This window comes from Micromonospora sp. DT228, from assembly GCF_049841595.1.
Taxonomy (GTDB): Bacteria; Actinomycetota; Actinomycetes; order Mycobacteriales; family Micromonosporaceae; genus Micromonospora.
In genome coordinates this window covers 540,458-559,571 of sequence record NZ_JBNCKO010000003.1, presented here as the reverse complement: position 1 = coordinate 559,571, position 19,114 = coordinate 540,458, and the positions used below count along the sequence as shown (strand labels likewise).

Genomic DNA, 19,114 nt, shown 5'->3' with positions numbered 1-19,114 from the left:
CCGTAGGGAACGGGTTGTCGGCTCCGACCCTGTGGTGAGTCGTGCCCCGACCGGGGTGCGACCAGAGCCTGAGGAGCGTCGCCGTGAAGTACATGCTGCTGATCTGGAACCGGCCCGGCTTCACCGAGGAGCTTTCCGAACAGGACCGCACCGCCCTGTTCGGCGAGGTCGACGAGATCATGAAGGAGTTGACCGAGACGGGCGAGCTGATCGGCGGCCAGGCGCTGGCCAATCCGTCGCAGACGGTGACGGTCCGGGCCGTCGACGGCCGGGCCGAGGTCATCGACGGGCCGTTCATGGAGAGCAAGGAGCAGTTCGCCGGATACCTGGCGGTCGACTGCGACAGCCCGCAGCGGGCCGCCGAGATCGCCGCCCGCTGGCCGGACGTGCGCTTCGGTGGCGCCATGGAGGTTCGCCCGATCATGGACGAGGCCGGAGCGGAGATGTGACCGACGACCGGACGGTCGAGGATCTGCTGCGCACGGTCGCGCCGCAGGTCCTCGGCCTGCTGGTCCGCCGGCACGGCCAGTTCGACAGGTGCGAGGACGCGGTCCAGGAGGCGCTGCTCGCCGCCGCGACACAGTGGCCCACGCAGGGCGTACCGGACAGTCCGCGCGCGTGGCTGCTCACCGTGGCCACCCGGCGGCTCACCGACGAGTGGCGCAGCGAGAACGCCCGCCGGGACCGCGAGTTGGCGGTGACGCTGCGCGAGCCGGCGTACGCCGGGGTGGCGCCTGCGGCCGACGCGGAGCCCGCGGTGGCGGACGCCGACGACACCCTCACCCTGCTGTTCCTCTGCTGCCACCCGGCGCTCACCGGGTCGGCGCAGGTGGCGCTCACCCTGCGCGCGGTCGGCGGTCTCAGCACCGCCCAGATCGCCCGGGCGCACCTGCTGCCGGAGGCGACGATGAGTCAACGGATCCGCCGGGCCAAGCAGCGGATCGAGGCCGCCGGCGCCCGGTTCACCATGCCCGGTCCCGCCGAACGGGACGAGCGGCTGCGCACGGTGCTCCGGGTGCTCTACCTGATCTTCAACGAGGGTTACACCGCGTCGAGTGGCCCGGACCTGCACCGGTCCGAGCTGACCGGCGAGGCGATCCGGCTGGCGCGCGTCCTGCACGGGCTGCTGCCCGACGACGGCGAGGTGAGCGGGCTGCTGGCGTTGATGTTGCTCACCGACGCGCACCGGGCGGCCCGGCTCGGCCCGGACGGGGAGCTGGTGCCGCTCGCCGAGCAGGACCGCACCAGGTGGGACGCGGCCGCCAGCGCGGAGGGGATCGCGCTGATCACCGACGCGTTGACCTGGTCGCCGCCCGGCCCGTACCAACTCCAGGCGGCGATCGCCGCTGTGCACGCCGAGGCGCCGACGGCGGCGGAGACGGACTGGCGGCAGATCGTCGCGCTCTACCGGCTGCTGGCCCGGGTCGCGCCGAACCCGCTTGTCACCCTCAACCAGGCGGTGGCGGTTGCCATGGTGGACGGGCCACGGGCCGGGCTCGCCCTGCTCACGTCCCTGGACGCCGACGAGCGCACCGCCGGGCACCACCGGCTCGCCGCCGTCCGGGCGCACCTGTTGGAGCTGGCCTCGGAGGCCGGCGCGGCGCGGGAGGCGTACCTGGCGGCGGCCCGGGGCACGACGAGCCGGCCCGAGCAGCGGTACCTGGAGTTGCGGGCCGCCCGGCTGGCGGGAGTGCGACAGCCGCCGACCGCCGGGCAGATCTGACCCCGGCGGCCGGCAGCGGCGCGGTCACACGTCGGGGTCGACGGCCGGGCAGGTGGCGCCCCGGGCGGGCACCTTCTGGTCGATCAGGTACGCGTCGACGGCCCGCTTGACACACGGGCTGGTGGTGTAGCTGCCGTGCCCCCACCCCTCGTAGGTGAGCAGCACGCCGTGCCGACCCAACTGCCGGGCCACGTTCGTGGCCCAGTTGTACCCGCTGGCCGGGTCGTGCACGGTGGCGGCGATCAGCAGCGGCACGTCGGTACGCACCCGCAGCCGGTGCTGCGGGTTGGCGACCGGCGTCGGGGCGCCCAGGCAGGTCGCGAGGGCGAACACCGCCGTCGGATACCGCAGGTCGGGCGCGAGCCGGGCCACCCGGCGCAGGTGTCCGTCGTACTCCCGGTAGTCGCGGACCGGCAGGCTCCAGTCCTGGCAGAAGACCGCAAAGGGGTACGGCGCCACGGCGTCGCCCGTGGACGGGAGGGCGCTTCGCACGGTGGTGGGAGCTTCCATCGCGCCCAGCCACTCGGCGAGCCCCGGCCAGCGCCAGGTGTCGTAGAACTCCCGGTGGGTGAGTCGGCTCAACTCGAACGGGGTCAGCACGACGCCGGGCCGTTTCGGGTCGGTGAGCGTGCCCGCCTCGGCCCGGGTGCGCAGCCCCTCCCAGAGGGCCCGGAAGTCCCGCCCGTGCAGGGCGCAGGCGGCGGACCTGTCGCACCAGGCGACGAACTCGTCGAATGCGTCCTCGGAGGTGACGGCCTGGGTGTCCAGGAACGCGCGGGTGTCGACGCTGTGGTCCACCGCCGCCTCCAGCACCAGGGCCCGGACCCGGTGCGGGAACAGTTCGGCGTACTGCTCGCCGAGGAGGGTGCCGTACGAGCTGCCGTGGAAGGTGAGCTGCCGCTCGCCGAGCGCGGCACGGATCGCGTCCAGGTCGCGGGCGGCGCTGATCGTGTCCACGTGGTCGTAGAGCGGCCCGGTGCGCTCCCGGCAGTCGGCCCGCAGCAGCTCGTTGCCGGCCAGCGTGGCGTCGAACTGGGCCTGGTCGGTGATCAGTTGCGGCTGCTGGGCGAGCAGGGCCCGGGAGCAGACCACCGGGTTGCTACCGCCGGTGCCGCGCGGGTCGAAGCTGACGATGTCGAATCGGCGGCGCAGGTCGGCGCTGAACCGGGAGCTGCCGTTGACCATCCGGTCGACGCCACTGTCGCCCGGCCCGCCGGGGCCGAAGACAAGCGAACCCTGTCGGGCGGACGGGTCGGTGGCGACCCGTCGGGCCAATGCCAGGTTGAAGCGCTCCCCCCTCGGTCGACTCCAGTCGACCGGCAGCGAGAGGCTGCCGCACTCGGCGCGGGTCTCCTCGACTGGGGCGTCCTGGGCGGGAGTTTCCTCGGCGCACGGCCGCCAGTCGATCGTGGGGTGGGCGACGGCCGGGCTCGCCGGGGTCAGGCCGGCGGCCGCGAGGGCCAGGGCGACCGCCCAGGCGACTGCGGATTTGCGTACACGCAGCATGAAGTGCTGTCCTCTCCTCGAAGGAGCGTTGCCGGTGAAACTCGCCCAGTGGGCGAGGTGATGCTGCTTCCGCCCGGGTCGTCGAGTAGCCGCTCGACGACCCGGGGCCTTCGGCCGTGGTCAGTCGACCTCGAGCAGGACGCGTTCGAGCTTCGTCATCCGGGTCTCCATGCCGCCCAGGCGGCCGTCCATGGCCGCGAGCAGTCTGGCGTTCTCCGCCTGCGCCTGGGCGGCGGTCTCGGCGAGCCGGCGGTAGTCGTCCGCGCGGGACGCCTCGAACCGGGCCCGCCGGGTCTTGGCGAGCTGCACGATGGTCACCGTGACCACGCTGACCAGGAAGGCGAAGATGCCGATCGCGCCGACCACCTCGGTCCAGTCGTGTTCGCTCATCGGTTCGCTCCCTACTGGTCGACCGAGTTGGGCACGGTCAGCGTCTCGGCCGCCGCCGCGATGATCTCGGGGGTGAGGGTGAGCACGAACGGCTGCACCTCGTAGTAGTTCATGGCCTTCCCGTCCTCCGACAACTCCAGGCTCGCGGTGACCAGCCCGGCCGCCGCCAGCTTCCGTAGGTGGACCTGCAACAGCGCTCGGCTGATGCCCAGTTGCCGGGCCAGCCCGCTGACGTAGGCACGCTCGCGGGCCAGCGCGGCGACGATCCGCAGCCGGTGCGGGTTGGCCAACGAGGCCAGCACCCGTACCAGGTCGTCGCCGGTCGGCGATGGAGCACTGCTCACAACCGGCCCTCGCACATGCAAAGAGAAGTTAGCAGGTGTGCCGACGCGGCGATACGGGCCGAGGTCGGAATCAGGGGGTTCTCAGGGTCACGGCACGGGGCCGGACACACAGACACGCCGGGCCGGTGAATGATCACCGGCCCGGCGCGCGGGTTACGTCGTACGTCAGCTCTTGAAGGCGTCCTTGATCTTCTCGCCGGCCTGCTTGAGCTTGGCTGTGGACTGGTCAGCGCGACCCTCGGCCTCGAGCTGCTCGTTGTCGGTGGCCCGACCGGCGCCTTCCTTCAGCTTGCCGGTCGCGTCCTCGGTGGCGTTGTTGATCTTATCGTCGAATCCCATTGCCAACCTCCATTGCAAGCGTCGCTACGCCACCACCAGTACCCCCGCCGTCGCCGGTCCAACCATTACCGCCGTCACAGTCTGCGATCGGCCGCGGCCGGACGGAACCGGCGCAGCCGCAGGCTGTTGGCCACCACGAAGACCGAGGAGAACGCCATCGTGGCGCCGGCGATCATCGGGTTGAGCAGCCCGGCGGCGGCCAACGGCAGGGCCGCCACGTTGTAACCGAACGCCCAGAACAGGTTGCCCCGGATGATGCCGAGCGTGCGCCGGGACAACCGGATGGCGTCCACCGCGGCGTCCAGGTCACCCCGGACGAGGGTGAGATCGGACGCCTCGATCGCCACGTCGGTGCCGGTGCCCATGGCCAATCCCAGGTCGGCCTGGGCCAGCGCCGGGGCGTCGTTGACCCCGTCACCGACCATCGCCACCGACCGCCCCTGCGCCTGGAGCCGCTTGACCACGTCGACCTTGCCGGCCGGCAGCACCTCGGCGATCACCTCGTCGATGCCCACCTCGGCGGCGATCGCACGGGCCACCGTGGCGTTGTCCCCGGTGAGCAGGACCGGGGTGAGCCCCAGCGCCCGCAGCCGGGCCACCGCCGCCCGGCTGGTCGGCCGGACCACGTCGGCGACCGCGAGCACACCCCGGACCCGCCCGTCCCAGGCCGCGACGATCGCCGTACGGCCGGCGGCCTCCGCGTCGCGGACGGCCCACTCGACCTCCGGCGGTACGTCGATCTCCCGCTCACGCAGCAGCCGGACCCGACCGACGAGCACGACCCTTCCGTCGACGGCGCCGGTCACGCCCAGCCCTTCGAGGTTGCCGAAGCCCGTCACCGGGGGCAGCGACCCCGCCTCGGCGGCGCCCGCCGCGACCGCGCGGGCGATCGGGTGCTCGGAGGCGGCCTCCACCGCCCCCGCGAGCCGGAGCAGCTCGCCCCGATCCGTGCCGCTCGTCGGCACCACGTCCACCAGGGTCATCCGGCCGGTTGTCACGGTGCCCGTCTTGTCCAGCACGACGGTGTCCACCCGGCGGGTCGACTCCAGCGCCTCCGGCCCCTTGATCAGCACACCGAGTTGCGCTCCCCGGCCGGTGCCGACGAGCAGCGCGGTCGGGGTGGCCAGGCCGAGCGCGCAGGGGCAGGCGATGATCAGCACGGCGACGGCGGCGGTGAACGCGGCGGTCGGGCCGGCCCCGGTGCCGAGCCACCAGCCGAGCGTGCCGACGGCGAGGGCGATGACGATCGGCACGAAGACACCGGAGATCCGGTCCGCGAGCCGCTGGACGGCGGCCTTGCCGCTCTGCGCCTGCTCGACCAGGTCGGCCATGCGGGCGAGTTGGGTGTCCGCGCCGACCCGGGTGGCGCTGACGATCAGCCGTCCGCCCGCGTTGATTGTCGCGCCGACCACGCCGTCGCCCGGGCCGACCTCGACCGGCACCGACTCACCGGTGAGCATGCTGGCGTCGACGGCGGACGTGCCCTCGTCGACCACCCCGTCGGTGGCGATCTTCTCTCCGGGGCGCACCACGAACCGGTCACCGACGGCGAGCCGATCCACCGGGATCAGGGTCTCCACCCCGTCGCGCAGCACCGCCACCTCCTTGGCGCCGAGGTCGAGCAGGGCGCGCAGGGCCGCGCCGGCGGTCCGCTTGGATCGGGCCTCGAAGTAGCGGCCGGCCAGGATGAACACCGTCACCCCGGCGGCCGCCTCCAGGTAGATGTTGCCGGCCCCGTCGGTGCGGGTGATGTCGAAGCGGAACGGGTGCGTCATTCCGGGCATGCCGGCGTCACCGAGGAAGAGCGCCCAGAGCGACCAGCCGAACGCGGCCAGGGTGCCGAGCGAGACCAGCGTGTCCATCGTCGCGGCGCCGTGCCGCAGGTTGGTCCAGGCGGCCCGGTGGAACGGCAGCCCACCCCAGACCACCACCGGGGCGGCCAGGGTCAGCGACAGCCACTGCCAGTAGTCGAACTGCCAGGCCGGGACCATGGCCAGCAGGACCACAGGCACGCTGAGCACCACCGAGACCCAGAGCCGGGTACGCGGGCCGCGCAGCGGGTCGGTCGGCTCCTCGACCGGCCGCGGCGTCGGCAGCGCCGCCGTGTACCCGGTCTTGCGCACGGTCTCGATCAGGTCGTCCGGCGTGACGCCGTCGGCGTACCGGACGGTGGCCTTCTCGGTGGCGTAGTTGACGGCGGCGCGCACGCCGTCCATCCGGTTGAGCTTCTTCTCGATCCGGGCGGCGCAGGCGGCGCAGGTCATCCCGCCGATCGCCAACTCGATCCGGTTGGGCGCCTCGGGCAGCGGTCTGCTGGTGGTGGTCATGGTGTGGGATCCCGTCAGTTGTGCCCGTGCCCGGGGGTGCCGTGGTCGGCGCCGCCGCTGGGCGCGGGGCCGCTCGGTGCGGGTTCGCTCGGGTCGTTTCCGGTCGGCGGGGTGCCGGCGACGACCGTGAAGTCGGCGGTGTGCACCGTCCCGCCGTGCTGGAAGTCGAGGTAGAGCCGGTAGGAGCCGGTCGAGGGCACCTCGGCGAGGAAGCTGACGGCCGGACCGGGCCGGGTCCGCCCGTCGCCCGGCGTCCCGTCCGGATGCACGTGCAGGTACGCGAGGTCGCCCCGGCGCAGTGCCACCAGGTGCCCGTATGCGCCCAGGTAGGGCTCCAGGTCGGTGACCGGCCGGCCGTCCCGGCTGACGGTGAAGGTGAGCGGGGTGGTGCGGCCGGGCTGCGGCGAGCCGGTCAGGGTGACCGTGTAGCCGTCGACGGTGGTGCTGGTCGCCGGGGCGGGCAGCGGCCGGTCGGTCAGCTCACCGGGGACCGTCACGTCCACGCCGAGCGTCAGCGGCTCACCCCCGGTCGGGGTGAAGTCGGCGAACGCCCGCCACTGCCCGGAGCCGGCCAGCGGCGTGCCGACCCGCCAGGTGCCGTCCGCCGCCAGGTCGGGGTGCACGTGCCGGAAACCGGAGAGGTCCCGGCGGACCACGATCAGGTGCATCCGCTTGTCGTGCGCCACGTCGTACCGGGTCACCGGTTGGCCGTCCGGACCGGTGATCCGGAAGGCGAACTCGTCGGCCGGGGCGTCGACCGGGGCGAGGGTGTAGCCGCGGTCGGAGACGAGCAGCCCACCGGGAATCCGGTCGGCCGCCTCGCCGTGCCCTTCCGTCGCCGGGTCGGCGTGGCGGTCGTGCCGGCCCTCGGCCACCGGGGCGCGATCGACCACCCGGCCGACCCCGTACGTCGCGCCGAAGATCGCCGCGAGGCCGACAGCGAACCCGGCCACTCTCGTCACGGTACGCATGTCGGCCCCCCGCTCACGCGTCGACGAGTTCGTAGCCGGCCTCGTCGACGGCGGCCCGGACGACCTGCACGTCGAGCGGCTGCTCGCTGCTCACGGCGACCTGCCCGGTCGCGAGGTCGACCTGGACGTCACGCACGCCCGCGATGGCGCCGACCTCGGCGCTGACCGCGCTGACGCAGTGCCCGCAGGTCATGCCCTGCACCTGGAACGTCGTGTTGACCATCGGATCGTCTCCTTCTGCGTACCGGTACCCGGTGGGGGTATCACCATCGAAGTGCACCGTATCATACCCCCGGGGGGTAGGCTATCCTGGTCGGCATGAGCGCACCCACCCCGATCCGCGGGTACACCGCCAGCAAGGACCAGCTGCTCGCGCGGCTCCGCCGAGTCGAGGGGCAGGTCCGCGGCATCGAGAAGATGGTCGACGACGACCGCTACTGCATCGACGTGCTCACCCAGATCTCCGCGATCCAGGCCGCGCTCGACAAGGTGGCGCTGGGGCTGCTCGACGGGCACGCCCGGCACTGCATGCACGAGGGTGCGGCCGAGGGACGGGCCGACGAGATGGCCACCGAGATGATGGCGGCGGTCGGCCGGCTGATGAAGCGCGGCTGACGACACGGGGCTGACGACACGCCCGGGGTGCCGGCACCGCGGCGAGGGGTCGGTTTCCGGGCAACCAGGGCCGGGCACTGACCGTCCGTGATCGCGTGGTCGTCGGTTCGCGATCCACCGCGCCCCGCGCCGCCTTTCGGTGACGACACTGAACCGCGCGGCCCGCCGACACGTATCCCGCACCGGATCGTTGGGAGTCTCGACTTGGGTTCCGACCACGCCCGTCCCGCTCCGTCCGCCCCGCCCCGGGTGCGACGGATCCTCGTCATGACCGTGGTGCCCCTCTTCGTCGCCACAGTGGTCGCCGCGGCGCTGCTCTGGCCGCGCGGAGGAGCACCGCAGACCGACGGCGGAGCGGACGTGCCGCGCTACGCCGGCACGGTGACAAGGGTGGTGACCGAACCGTGCCCGCCGCTGCCGTCGAGCCCGGAGGGCACACCCAGGGTCGGCAACGGGCCCTGCGGCACCGTCGACGTCCGGGTGGACGACGGACCGGCCGCCGGCCAACAGGTGAGCACACCGGTGCCCGACGGCCCGGGCGCGCCACGGGTCGACGTCGGCGACGAGGTCATCCTTGTCGAGTTGACCGACCCGACCGATCCCACGGTCAGCAACTGGAACATCGCCGAGCACCAGCGCGGCACCCCACTTGTGTGGTTGGCGGTGGTCTTCGCCGCCGCGATCGTCGCGTTCGGCCGGTGGCGGGGGCTGGCCGCGCTCGCCGGGTTGGCGGCCAGCTTCGCCATCCTGCTCACCTTCGTGCTGCCGGGAATCGGCGCCGGCCGATCACCTCTCCTGGTGGCGGTGGTCGGCGCCGCCCTGATCATGTTCGTGGTGCTCTATCTGACCCACGGCGTCACCGCGCAGACCTCGGTCGCGGTGCTCGGCACCCTGGGCAGCCTGGTGCTGACCGGCGCGCTCGCCACCATCGCCACCGGGGCAACGCACCTCACCGGCTTCGGCAGCGAGGATGCGACGACACTGTCGATGTTCCAGGGTGACGTGGACCTGCACGGCCTGCTGCTCGCCGGGATCATCATCGGGTCGCTCGGGGTGCTCGACGACGTGACGGTCACCCAGGCGGCTACCGTCACCGAGCTGGCGAACGCCAATCCCGGGCTGACCCGCCGGCAGCTCTACCGTGCGGCGACACGTGTCGGCCGGGCGCACATCGCCTCCACCGTCAACACGATCGTGCTGGCGTACGCGGGCGCGTCGCTGCCCCTGCTGCTCCTGCTCACCGCCGACGCGCGGCCGATCGGGCAGCTCCTCACCAGCGAGTTCCTCGCGCAGGAGATCGTCCGCAGCGCGGTCGCGACACTCGGGCTGATCGCCGCCGTGCCACTGACCACCGGGCTGGCCGCGGTCGTGACCGCGGCCGGGCGCGCCGACACCACGCGGTCCGTCGATGCCACCCGGTCGCGCCCCCAGGCGGACGGCCGGGCGGAGGCACTGGCCGCCCTCAACGCGCCGCGATCGCGGCGACCCGACGAGCCGGACCAGACGCGGACCCGGCCCCCATCCACCGCCACCGACGGGTGGCCGGAGTCGAACAGGAGCACGGATACGGCATGGTGACACTCCTCAGCGTGACCAGATCGGGTCCCCCACCTGAGAACCGCGTCACTGGTTACCCAACGCTATGGCGAAATGACACTTTTGGTCGGCATCCAGGCGTAGCTCACCCAGTCGACTCTCGGGTAACCTCGCTGCCGGTTACCGATGAAGGCGCGAAGCGGCGCCTGCGGTGCCACCGCCCAATCGCCAACCGGCGAGCCGGGGACCCAGGTGTGTGGGGTGAATCCGCGTCAGCGGTAGGGGCCACTTCCGTCCCGAACCCGTCAGCTAACCCGGTCGGCGGTCGACGGAAGGGAACATTGTGACGGCACCCCTACGCCGCTGGATGACACCCGTGGTGGCCGTGATCGCCGCACTGACCGTGCTCGCCGGGCCCCTCCCGGCCCACGCCGCCCCGACGACCCCCACGCCGTCCGGGCACGAGGAGGACGGCGAGCCCCAGCTACTCAACGACGTCATCGAGCAGGCCAACCGCGACTACTCCGCCGCCAAGTCCAAACTGGACAAGTCGAAGAAGCGGCAGCTCGAGTTGGCGCTGGAGGTGGACCGGGCCAAGGCCGACCTGGACGCGCTGGCGCCACAGGTCGGGGAGATCGCCGCCCAGTCGTACCGGACCGGTCGGATCGGTGCGCTGGCGATGCTGCTCGAAAGTGACGCTCCGGACACGTTCGTCCAACGTGCCGCGATGCTCGACGAGATCAACATGGTGAACGAGAACAAGCTCGCCGAGGTCAACGCGGTGAAGTCCCGTGCCGAGCAGGCCAAGCTGCTCCTCGACACCGAGGTCCGCGAGCAGCAGAAGCAGACCGCAGTGATGGCCAAGCGGAAGACCGAGGCCGACAGGGCGCTCTCCCTGGTCGGCGGCAAGGGCTTCACCGGCGGTCTGGTGGACGCCACCTCGAAGGTCGCCAAGATCGGGCCGGGCCGCACCGCCGACGGTGACTGGAAGGCGCAGTCCTGCAGCGAGAACGACCCGACCACGTCCGGCTGCATCACGCCGCGCACGTTGCACGCGTACAAGGAGGTCAAGGCGGCCGGCTTCAACCGGTTCGTCGGCTGTTACCGGTCCGGCGGGCCGTGGGAGCACCCGAAGGGCCGCGCCTGCGACTGGTCGCTGCAGAAGAGCGGCTTCGCCCCGTGGCACAACAACGACACCCGGATGTACGGCAACAACGTCGCCGCCTTCCTCATCCGTAACGCCGACCGGCTCGGCATCTACTACGTGATCTGGAACCGGCAGATCTGGTTCCCGGCGAGCGGCTGGAAGTCGTACAGCGGGCCGTCGAACCACACCGACCACGTACACATGTCGCTGCTCTGACCCACCAGATCCTTCGTCGAGGGCCGCTCCGCATCAAGCGGGGCGGCCCTCGACGTGTCAGCCCCTAGGCGGCCGTGGCCGGGTCGGCCGACCCGGTCGGTACGTCGAGCGACGCGAAGCCGGCCGGCACGGCCGCCACCGGGCGTACGACTCCGGCGGCGAGGCGGTACGACACGCCCACCACCGCGCACCGCCCCTGCGCCACCTCGTCGGCCAGCACGGGCGACTGCCGGAGCAGCGTCTCGACGGTCTGCGCGATGTGGATGTCGACGATGCCGTCGATGTCGTGCACACCCTCGGCCTCGGCCCGACGCAGACTGGGCAGCACGGCGTCGACCACGGCGCCCAGGTGCCCGGGAGGCTGGGTGCCCGTCGCGGAGGACTCCCGCGCCGCCTGCACGGCCCCGCACGAGTCGTGGCCGAGCACCACCACGAGCGGGGTGCCGAGGACCGTCACCGCGTACTCCACGCTGCCGAGCACCTCCGGACCGGCGGTGTGCCCGGCCGTGCGGACCACGAACAGGTCACCGAGCCCTCGGTCAAAGATGATCTCGGCGGCCAGGCGGGAGTCGGAGCAGCCGACGATCACCGCGAACGGGTGCTGTCCGTCGGCCACGGCGGCCCGGTGCCCGGCGTCCTGGTTGGGGTGGCGTGGGGCGCCGCTGACGAAGCGCCGGTTTCCGGCGGTCAGCTCGGCGTACGCCCGGGCCGGCTCTGTGGGTGCGGACGCCCGGTCGGCGGTCCGCTGCGGACCCGGCTGCCCGCCGGGAGTTCCAGGACGACTCATCCCCGCACCTCGTCTTCACGCGTCTGACCTGGTCAGAGGGCTTTTCAGCCGGGCCGGCGGCGGCGCTGGCCCGGGCTCCACGGTCACACGCACCCTAAGACGCGTCAAGGTATGCGTGATTTAGATTTCATACGTTGACGTCGGATCCGACCCCTGGGTGGCGCACCGAGCGCACGGCGGGCGAGACTCCCGAGGGCAGGACGGACGTCCGGAGAGGCGGTCACACGATGGCGAGCACTGCGACGGGTGACACCGGCGGCGGGCGGAACTGGACGTTCCTCACCAACCACGGGCACGTGCTGCTGGCCATCGCCCGCGACCCCACCGCCCGGCTCCGCGACGTCGCGGCCGAGGTCGGGGTGACCGAACGGGCCGCGCAGGCGATCGTCGCCGACCTGGAAGCCGGTGGTTACCTGCACCGCACCCGGGTCGGACGGCGCAACGAATACACCCTCAACCCGGCCGGCCGGTTCCGGCACCCCGCCGAGGCCGACCGCCAGGTCGGCGACCTGCTCGCGCTGTTCGCCGAGACGCCCGATCCGGAGATCGGCCCCGAGGCCTGACCGACCTCGCCGGGCCGCTGCCCGACGGGACGCAGCGGTAACCTCTGCGGGTGCGCGAATGCCCGCCGTTGAGCGCGACCCACCCGTTCCGCCGCAGCGGCCGTGCCGCTCGCGGTGTCCTCAGTGGAGCGCTTGCGGCTCTGCTCGGCACCGCTCTGGTGGCGCCCACACCGGCGCGAGCGGCACCGCCGGTCTGCGGCCCGGCCAGCCAGGAGAGCCTGACGGCGATGCCGTGGGCGCTGCGCCGGCTGGAGCCGTCCGCCGCGTGGCCGCTGTCCCGGGGCGCCGGAGTGACGGTCGCGGTGATCGACTCCGGCGTCTCCGCCATCCATCCGCTGCTCGCGGGCCAGGTGCTCGAAGGTCGCGACTTCAACAACCTGCCCGCCCACCAGGGTCAGTGCGACCTGGTCGGGCACGGCACGATGATCGCCGGCATCATCGCCGGTCGAGAGGGCACCGGCGTCCCGTTCAGCGGCGTCGCGCCGGCCGCCCGCATCCTGCCGATCCGCGTCCTGCCGAACCTCAAGGACACCAGGGACCCCCTACTTCCCGTGCAGATCGCCGCGGCGATCGACTGGGCTGTCGAACAGGGCGCCAGCGTGATCAACCTGTCCCTCACGACCGTCCCCCTCCCCGAGCTGACGGCGGCCGTCGACCGTGCGCTGGCCAAACAGGTGGTGCTCGTCGCCGCCGCCGGCAACCGGGCGGAGGACCAGCAGGACCGGCCGGGCTACCCCGCCGCGTACCCCGGCGTGATCGCGGTCGGCGGCGTCGACGAGCAGGGCGGTCACGTGGGCAGCTCAATCAGCGGCGACTACGTCGACATCGCCGCACCGGGGCTGAACATCATCGGGCCGGCGCCACAGGGGTCCGGCTACCGCGGCGAGCCGACCGGCGGCACCAGCTATGCCGCCGCGTACGTCTCGGGAGTGGCCGCGCTGGTCCGGGCCGCCTACCCGGGTCTCACCCCGCAGCAGGTCGCCGAACGGCTGGAACGCACCGCGGACAACCCACCGGAGGGTCACAACGGCGACATCGGCTACGGCGTGGTCAACCCCTACCGGGCGGTGTCGGGCCTGCTGGGCACCCGGGCGAACCCGCCGGCCGCCGCGCTCCCGGCACCCGTCGCGCCCGACGACCCACTGCGCTGGCAGCGCGTCGCCGCGATCTGGGCCGCGGCGGTCGGCGGGCTGCTCACCGTGCTGCTGCTGATCGCGCGACCGATCGTGGCCCGGGGCCGCCAACGCGGCTGGCGCCCGGGCCGACGCCCCGACGCGCCGGCCGCCGGCTGACCGTCGCTCCGCGCGCCCAGGGCCTGTGTCAAAGCCCTCGGTCGAGCCGAGGCGAAGTCCAGGCGGCGGTCCGGCCAGGGACTTTGACACAGGCCCTCAAACACAACGCGGCTCCGGCCCGGGTGAACCGGACCGGAGCCGCATCGGTGAATGCCTCAGCTCCACACCTTGGAGTTGCTCATCTCGGTGCTGAGGTAGTTTTCCCGGGCGATGCCGACGGCACCGCCGATCTCGTTCAGGATGCGGTTGATGTCCTGGACCGCCGCATCCCACTTCGCCTGGTGCTGCTCGTAGGCAACCCGGTCCTCGCCGTCCCAGTGGAGCTTGGTCAGCATCGCCCGCAGCGTGTCAAGCTTTTCCTCGAGCGTCTTCGAGATGGCCTGCATCTGCTGGTTGCTGCTCTCGAGGACCGCGTAGTCAACCTTGATCGTCACAATTTCCTCCTCTGCTGGCTGCGGATCACGGGTTGAGAGCAGAGTGGAACTTGTCCAGCATCTGCTGCTGATCCTGGTCGTTGACCTCGTGCGTCGTGCCCGACTTGTCGAGCAGGTCGGCGATGTTGTCCATCGCCGTCAGCAGCTTGCTCGTGTCCTCGCTCCAGCGCGTCATCAGCGACTGGAAGCCCGTGGACGCCTGGCCCTTCCACGCGATAGCCAGGTCGTCGACCACGTTCCAGAGCTTCTTCAGCTCGCCGTCAACCTCGCTGCGCGTGGACCGCACGTCACTCGCGGCGGTATGCAGAGTCGCAGCTTCGACCTCGAACGCCATGCTTCACACCCTTCCGTCATGTTGTGGTGGCGGCTTTGCCGCACCCCTCCCCCGCGGCAAGGCAGCAACACCCCACCGACGGACACTCCAGTGGAGACCGTAGCGGAATACGTCCAGCCCTCGCAGCCCTGACCGACACCATCCGATGGATCCCTGTGGATCGGGTCAGGCAGACCGCGAGTACGCGCGGACCTGCACCACCACGCCGATCACGAGAAGGAGCACCAGCAGCGCCACGACCAGCCAGAGCGCCGGCACGTCGAGCGCGCGGTGCAGCACCACCGGGATCAGCGCCGCGATGCCCGTGACCAGCACGAGCTCGGATGCTCGCCGCGCCCGCACCGACCCGAGGACCTGGCCAACAAACGCCAGGCCCAGGAAGACCGGGATCGTCAACAGGCAGTAGACGAACAGGTAGAACAACACCTGCGGCATCGTCACCCCCTCTCCGGTCCCCACCGTCCCGTCAGGACGGTTCGGTCCACGCGGTCTGGATCAGCTGTTGGCCGTCGCGTCGGCGGACGAGGGTGCCCCGGCCCGGCGGTTGCGGGCTCGGTCGCAGGGTGCCGAACACGGTGCCCTCCTCCCGGTTGCCCGACATCAGCAGGCCCGGCGAGTCCAGCTCGCGCAGCCGCTGCAACACCGGCTCGTACAGCGCCCTGGACACACCGCCCACGCGACGCGTGACGATCAGGTGCAGACCGATGTCGCGGGCCTGCGGCAACAGCTCCTGCAGGGCGCTGAGTGGGTTGCTCCCACCGGAGGCCACCAGGTCGTAGTCGTCCACCAGGATGTACAGGTCCGGGCCCTTCCACCAGCTGCGATCGCGCAGCTGGGCGGTCTTCACGTCCGGGCCGGGCAACCGGTTGGACAACGCGCTGCGGATCGACGCGAGCCCCTGGGCGAACGCCTGGTTGGACGGGGCGTAGTCGAGCAGGTGGTCGCCCTCCACCACGCCCAGCAGGCCACGCCGGTAGTCGGCGATCACCAGCCGCGCCTGGGCGGGCGTGTAGCGCTCCATGATGCCCCGGGCGATCAGCCGCAGCAGGTTGGTCTTGCCGCACTCGGCGTCGCCGAAGACCGTCAGGTGCGGCTCGTTGGCCAGATCCAGGTAGACCGGCGCGAGCGCCGACTCGTTGACACCGATCGGCAGACCCGGCGCCGACCGGTCGATGATCCGGGCCAGCTCGGCCACCGGCAACCGACGCGGCAGCAGCCGCACCTTCGGCGCCGGACGACCCGGCCAGTTCGCGGCCACGTGCCCGGCCAGGGCCAGCGACGCCTCGCTCAGGTCGTCGATGTCGCGACGACCGTCGAGCCGCGAGATGGCGGTGAGGAAATGGAGCTTGTCCCGGGTCAGGCCACGACCTGGCGACTTCTCCGGCACGTTCATCGCCGCGCGGCGGTCGATCTCGGACTCGGACGCGTCGCCGAGCCGCAGCTCCAGCTTGGTGCCGAGCAGGTCGCGCATGTTGATCCGGATCTCCGCCCACCGCACGGCGGTGAGCACCACGTGCACGCCGAAGCCGAGGCCCCGGTTGGCCAGCGTGGTGATCGTCTGCTCCAGCTCCTCGTACTCCTGGCGCAGCGTGTTCCAACCATCCACCACCAGGAACACGTCACCGAACGGGTCGTCGGCGAACTCACCGGCCGCCCGACGACGACGGTAACTGGCCACCGAGTCGATGCCGTGCTGGGCGAAGCGCGCCTCCCGCTCGTCGAGCACGGCGACCACCTCGGCCACCGTCCGGCGTACCGCCTCGACGTCCCGCCGACCAGCCACTCCGGCCATGTGCGGCAGACGCTCCAGGCTGCGCAGCGCGCCTCCGCCGAAGTCCAGGCAGAAGAACTGCGCCTCACGTGGCGTGTGGGTGAGCGCCAGCGAGGCGAGCAGCGTACGCAGCATGGTGCTCTTGCCACTCAGCGACCGGCCGACGATGACCACGTTGCCGCCGGCCCCCGCCAGCTCGACCATCATCGGGTCGCGGCGCTGCTCGTACGGGCGGTCGACCACCCCGACCGGCACGGTCAGCCGCCCACGCCCCGGCCAGGACGCGGTGCACAGCCCGTAGGTCGGGTCGACGGCCAGCGGGCCGAGCAGCTCACCCAGGCTCGGCGGATCCGCCAGCGGCGGAAGCCACACCTGGTGGGCCGGGCGGCCCCGACCCTTGAGCTGCCCGATCAGCACGTCGAGCATCGCCACGGCCTTGCCGTCGGCCGGCTGCTCGGGCTCCGGAGCGGTGTCCACCGGCAGCTGTGGGACCTGTGCCGCGATGAAGTCCAGGCCGTACGGCACGATCCGGCGCTGCACCAGCGCCTGCGACGCGGCGGCCTGCTGCCCCGGCGCCCGGTAGGCCCCGGACACGTACGCGGCCCGGAACCGCAGCATGGTGCTGGTGTCGGTCTTCAGGTAGCCGTGGCCCGGCGCGTTCGGCAGCTCGTACGCGTCCGGCACGCCGAGCACGATCCGGCTCTCCACGGCCGAGAACGTCCGCAGACCGATCCGGTACGACAGGTGCGTGTCCAGACCACGCAGCTTGCCCTCCTCGAGCCGCTGACTGGCCAGCAGCAGGTGCACGCCCAGCGACCGACCCAACCGGCCGATCATCACGAACAGGTCGATGAAGTCGGGCTTGGCGGCGAGCAACTCGCTGAACTCGTCACAGATGATCAACAGGCTGGGCATCGGGGCCAGCGGCTCACCGGCCGCCCGAGCCTTCTCGTACTCGAAGCGGGAGACGTAGTTGCCCGCCGCTCGCAGCAACTCCTGCCGGCGCACCATCTCGCCGGCGAGCGCGTCGCGCATGCGGTCGACGAGCGGCAACTCGTCGGCCAGGTTGGTGATCACCGCGCTGGTGTGCGGCAACGCCTCCAGTGAGGCGAACGTCGCGCCGCCCTTGAAGTCCACCAGGACGAAGTTCAGCTCCTCCGACGAGTGGGTCACCGCCAGGGCGGCCACCACCGTACGGAGCAGCTCGCTCTTGCCCGACCCGGTGGCACCGATCACCAGGCCGTGCGGGCCCATGCCCTCGTGCGCGGACTCCTTGAAGTCGAGTTCGACCACGTTGCCGTCCGGGCCGACGCCGAGCGGGATCCGCAACCGGTCGCGGTGACCACGTGGACGCCAGGTGTGCTGCACGTCCACCGTCGCCGCGTCGCCCACACCGAGCAGGTCCGGCAGCTCCGTGCTGCGCGCCAGCGGCTCATCGCTGCTGGCCTGCTGCTGGGAGAGACGATAGGGGGCGATCTGCCGCGCCAGCCCCTCGGCCGCCTCGGCACTGAGCCGGTCGGGGCGACCCAGCGGCGACGACGAACTGCCCCGGACCAGGTCGAGCGAGCTTCCGTCGGCCACGTCGAGGCAGAGCAGCCAGCGACCGGCGTCGCGGGGCACCGTCCCGGACAGGTCGATCACAGTGGTGCCGAGCAGCCCCGGGCCGACCAGTTGGCAGGTCGGCGAGATCTCGCCACCGTCGATCACCACGACCAGGTGCGGGGCGGTGGTCAGCGGCTTGGCCTCGGGCGCGAACCGAGGCCGCCCGGCCAGCTCGGCGGTGAGCGACGCCTCGGCCTCGGCCAGACTGGCGAAGACCAGCCGGCGGGCGCCCGCGGCGTCCGTACGCCCGCTGTGGTGGGCGTGCGGCAGCCACTTCACCCAGTCCCACGACGGCTGCCGGTCCGGCGCGGCGACCACGGCGACCACCAGGTCGTCCGGGGCGTGGAAGGTGGCCAGCTGCCCGAGCGCCGCCCGGGTCAGGTCGAGCACCGGCGCGCGGTCACCGCGCAGCGCCACCCGGCTGAACGCGCGCACCGACAACGCGGTCGGCAGCTCGGGGACTGTGGAGTGGGCGCGGACGAACCGGCGGAGCGCGATGGCGCTCATCGGCTCCAGGTCCTCCACCGGCTTCGTCTCCGGCGGGACGATCTCCACGGCCAGTCGCTGCGGGCCGAGCGCGATCCGGGTCTCGCCGAAGTCGTCCTCGGTGGTCCGTCGCTCCCACAGCCGCCGGGACGCCGCGATCGACCAGAGCGCGTCGGGCTCCGGGTGCCGCCAGGTCATCGCCGCCCGCTGCTGCTCGGCGGCCCGCCTGGTGCGCTTGCGCATCTGGGCCAGGTAACGCATGTAGTCGCGCCGGTCGGCGTTCAGCTCGGCCTTGTCCTTGCCACCGTTGTTGGCAAGCGAACCGATCGCCATGCCGAGCATCGAGACACCGAAGAGGCCACCGGCGACGTACGTCATCATGCCGCCGCCCTTGCCGGCGTAGAGGAACGCCATCGCACCGACCCCGCAGAACATCGGCAGGATCATGAGCAGTTGCCCCATCCCGCGGGGTGTCGGCTCGGGCAGCTCGGGAGGAGACTCCAGTAGCACCTCACCGCGCGGTAGAGCCGGTCCCGGCTGACGCGGGAGCCGGCGGAACACCACCGTGCTCACGGCTGTCTCCTCCCCAGAAGCGGCCTGATGACGTGCCACCGCGGACCGGAGCCCGCGGGTGGGCATCGTACGTGCCCGCCATCGTAGGTAATCTGCCGTGGGCGCGGTGGACCCGGAGCGCGCCATCGCGGCCAGCCGAGCACCGACGCACACCTGGA

General features: G+C 72.1%; 19 protein-coding genes and 1 riboswitch. Of the genes, 7 read left to right on the top strand and 12 right to left on the bottom strand.

Annotated elements, in window-relative coordinates:
• Window positions 1–92 precede the first annotated feature (92 nt).
• Both ACLQ29_RS09385 and ACLQ29_RS09380 read left to right on the top strand, forming a co-directional pair.
• A complete protein-coding gene (locus tag ACLQ29_RS09385; protein ID WP_393367066.1) occupies window positions 93–449 on the top strand; it encodes a YciI family protein in 357 nt (118 codons plus the stop codon).
• Window positions 446–1,723, top strand: a complete 1,278-nt coding sequence (locus ACLQ29_RS09380; protein WP_425771206.1) for an RNA polymerase sigma factor — start codon at window positions 446–448, stop codon at window positions 1,721–1,723. The genes ACLQ29_RS09385 and ACLQ29_RS09380 overlap by 4 nt, the downstream gene beginning before the upstream one ends.
• A gap of 24 nt (window positions 1,724–1,747) precedes the next feature.
• Here ACLQ29_RS09380 and ACLQ29_RS09375 read toward each other — a convergent pair whose 3' ends face one another.
• The 7 genes from ACLQ29_RS09375 to ACLQ29_RS09345 form a co-directional block, all read right to left on the bottom strand.
• Entirely contained in the window at window positions 1,748–3,229 is a 1,482-nt protein-coding gene (locus tag ACLQ29_RS09375; protein WP_425771205.1) for an alpha/beta hydrolase, read from the bottom strand.
• 120 nt (window positions 3,230–3,349) lie between these two features.
• On the bottom strand, window positions 3,350–3,619 hold the full coding sequence (locus ACLQ29_RS09370) for a hypothetical protein (protein ID WP_425771204.1): 270 nt from the start codon (window positions 3,617–3,619) through the stop codon (window positions 3,350–3,352).
• Between the two features lie 11 nt (window positions 3,620–3,630).
• Window positions 3,631–3,963: an ArsR/SmtB family transcription factor gene (locus ACLQ29_RS09365; protein ID WP_425771203.1), complete on the bottom strand. Its 333-nt coding sequence runs from the start codon at window positions 3,961–3,963 to the stop codon at window positions 3,631–3,633.
• Window positions 3,964–4,128: 165 nt separating this feature from the next.
• A complete protein-coding gene (locus tag ACLQ29_RS09360) occupies window positions 4,129–4,302 on the bottom strand; it encodes a CsbD family protein (RefSeq protein ID WP_036410891.1) in 174 nt (57 codons plus the stop codon).
• Between the two features lie 74 nt (window positions 4,303–4,376).
• Window positions 4,377–6,629 carry a heavy metal translocating P-type ATPase gene (locus ACLQ29_RS09355; RefSeq protein WP_425771202.1) on the bottom strand — a complete coding sequence of 751 codons (2,253 nt, stop codon included), beginning with the start codon at window positions 6,627–6,629 and terminating at the stop codon, window positions 4,377–4,379.
• A gap of 14 nt (window positions 6,630–6,643) precedes the next feature.
• A complete protein-coding gene (locus tag ACLQ29_RS09350; RefSeq protein ID WP_425771201.1) occupies window positions 6,644–7,600 on the bottom strand; it encodes a hypothetical protein in 957 nt (318 codons plus the stop codon).
• 13 nt (window positions 7,601–7,613) lie between these two features.
• The gene (locus ACLQ29_RS09345) at window positions 7,614–7,823 is read right to left on the bottom strand and encodes a heavy-metal-associated domain-containing protein (protein ID WP_425771200.1); all 210 of its coding nucleotides are present in this window, start codon (window positions 7,821–7,823) and stop codon (window positions 7,614–7,616) included.
• Between the two features lie 95 nt (window positions 7,824–7,918).
• Between ACLQ29_RS09345 and ACLQ29_RS09340 the strand changes: the two genes are divergently transcribed.
• From ACLQ29_RS09340 to ACLQ29_RS09330, 3 genes are all read left to right on the top strand, one after another.
• Entirely contained in the window at window positions 7,919–8,215 is a 297-nt protein-coding gene (locus ACLQ29_RS09340; protein ID WP_355027247.1) for a metal-sensitive transcriptional regulator, read from the top strand.
• 204 nt (window positions 8,216–8,419) lie between these two features.
• On the top strand, window positions 8,420–9,793 hold the full coding sequence (locus tag ACLQ29_RS09335; RefSeq protein WP_425771199.1) for a YibE/F family protein: 1,374 nt from the start codon (window positions 8,420–8,422) through the stop codon (window positions 9,791–9,793).
• Window positions 9,794–9,959: 166 nt separating this feature from the next.
• Window positions 9,960–10,090: riboswitch (cyclic di-AMP (ydaO/yuaA leader) on the top strand.
• Window positions 10,091–10,094: 4 nt separating this feature from the next.
• Window positions 10,095–11,114, top strand: coding sequence for a coiled-coil domain-containing protein (locus ACLQ29_RS09330; RefSeq protein WP_425771198.1), 1,020 nt, complete (start codon window positions 10,095–10,097; stop codon window positions 11,112–11,114).
• A gap of 64 nt (window positions 11,115–11,178) precedes the next feature.
• Here ACLQ29_RS09330 and ACLQ29_RS09325 read toward each other — a convergent pair whose 3' ends face one another.
• Complete coding sequence (locus tag ACLQ29_RS09325; RefSeq protein ID WP_425771197.1) at window positions 11,179–11,901, bottom strand: carbonic anhydrase; 723 nt, start codon at window positions 11,899–11,901, stop codon at window positions 11,179–11,181.
• Window positions 11,902–12,128: 227 nt separating this feature from the next.
• On the opposite strand from ACLQ29_RS09325, the gene ACLQ29_RS09320 reads away from it, so the two are divergent.
• Window positions 12,129–12,464: a helix-turn-helix transcriptional regulator gene (locus tag ACLQ29_RS09320; protein WP_425771196.1), complete on the top strand. Its 336-nt coding sequence runs from the start codon at window positions 12,129–12,131 to the stop codon at window positions 12,462–12,464.
• Window positions 12,465–12,514: 50 nt separating this feature from the next.
• Entirely contained in the window at window positions 12,515–13,756 is a 1,242-nt protein-coding gene (gene mycP, locus ACLQ29_RS09315; RefSeq protein ID WP_425771195.1) for a type VII secretion-associated serine protease mycosin, read from the top strand.
• Between the two features lie 155 nt (window positions 13,757–13,911).
• Here the strand turns inward: mycP and ACLQ29_RS09310 are convergent, their stop codons facing one another.
• The 4 genes from ACLQ29_RS09310 to eccCa all read right to left on the bottom strand — a co-directional run bounded on the left by ACLQ29_RS09310 (window position 13,912) and on the right by eccCa (window position 18,956).
• Window positions 13,912–14,190 (bottom strand): WXG100 family type VII secretion target, encoded by a 279-nt coding sequence (locus tag ACLQ29_RS09310; protein WP_393365898.1) that lies wholly within the window; start codon window positions 14,188–14,190, stop codon window positions 13,912–13,914.
• A 25-nt stretch (window positions 14,191–14,215) separates the two neighbouring features.
• Complete coding sequence (locus ACLQ29_RS09305) at window positions 14,216–14,524, bottom strand: WXG100 family type VII secretion target (protein WP_357758822.1); 309 nt, start codon at window positions 14,522–14,524, stop codon at window positions 14,216–14,218.
• A 165-nt stretch (window positions 14,525–14,689) separates the two neighbouring features.
• Window positions 14,690–14,959 (bottom strand): hypothetical protein, encoded by a 270-nt coding sequence (locus ACLQ29_RS09300; RefSeq protein ID WP_425771194.1) that lies wholly within the window; start codon window positions 14,957–14,959, stop codon window positions 14,690–14,692.
• Window positions 14,960–14,990: 31 nt separating this feature from the next.
• Window positions 14,991–18,956, bottom strand: coding sequence for a type VII secretion protein EccCa (gene eccCa / locus ACLQ29_RS09295; RefSeq protein WP_425771193.1), 3,966 nt, complete (start codon window positions 18,954–18,956; stop codon window positions 14,991–14,993).
• Between the last annotated feature and the right edge of the window lie 158 nt (window positions 18,957–19,114).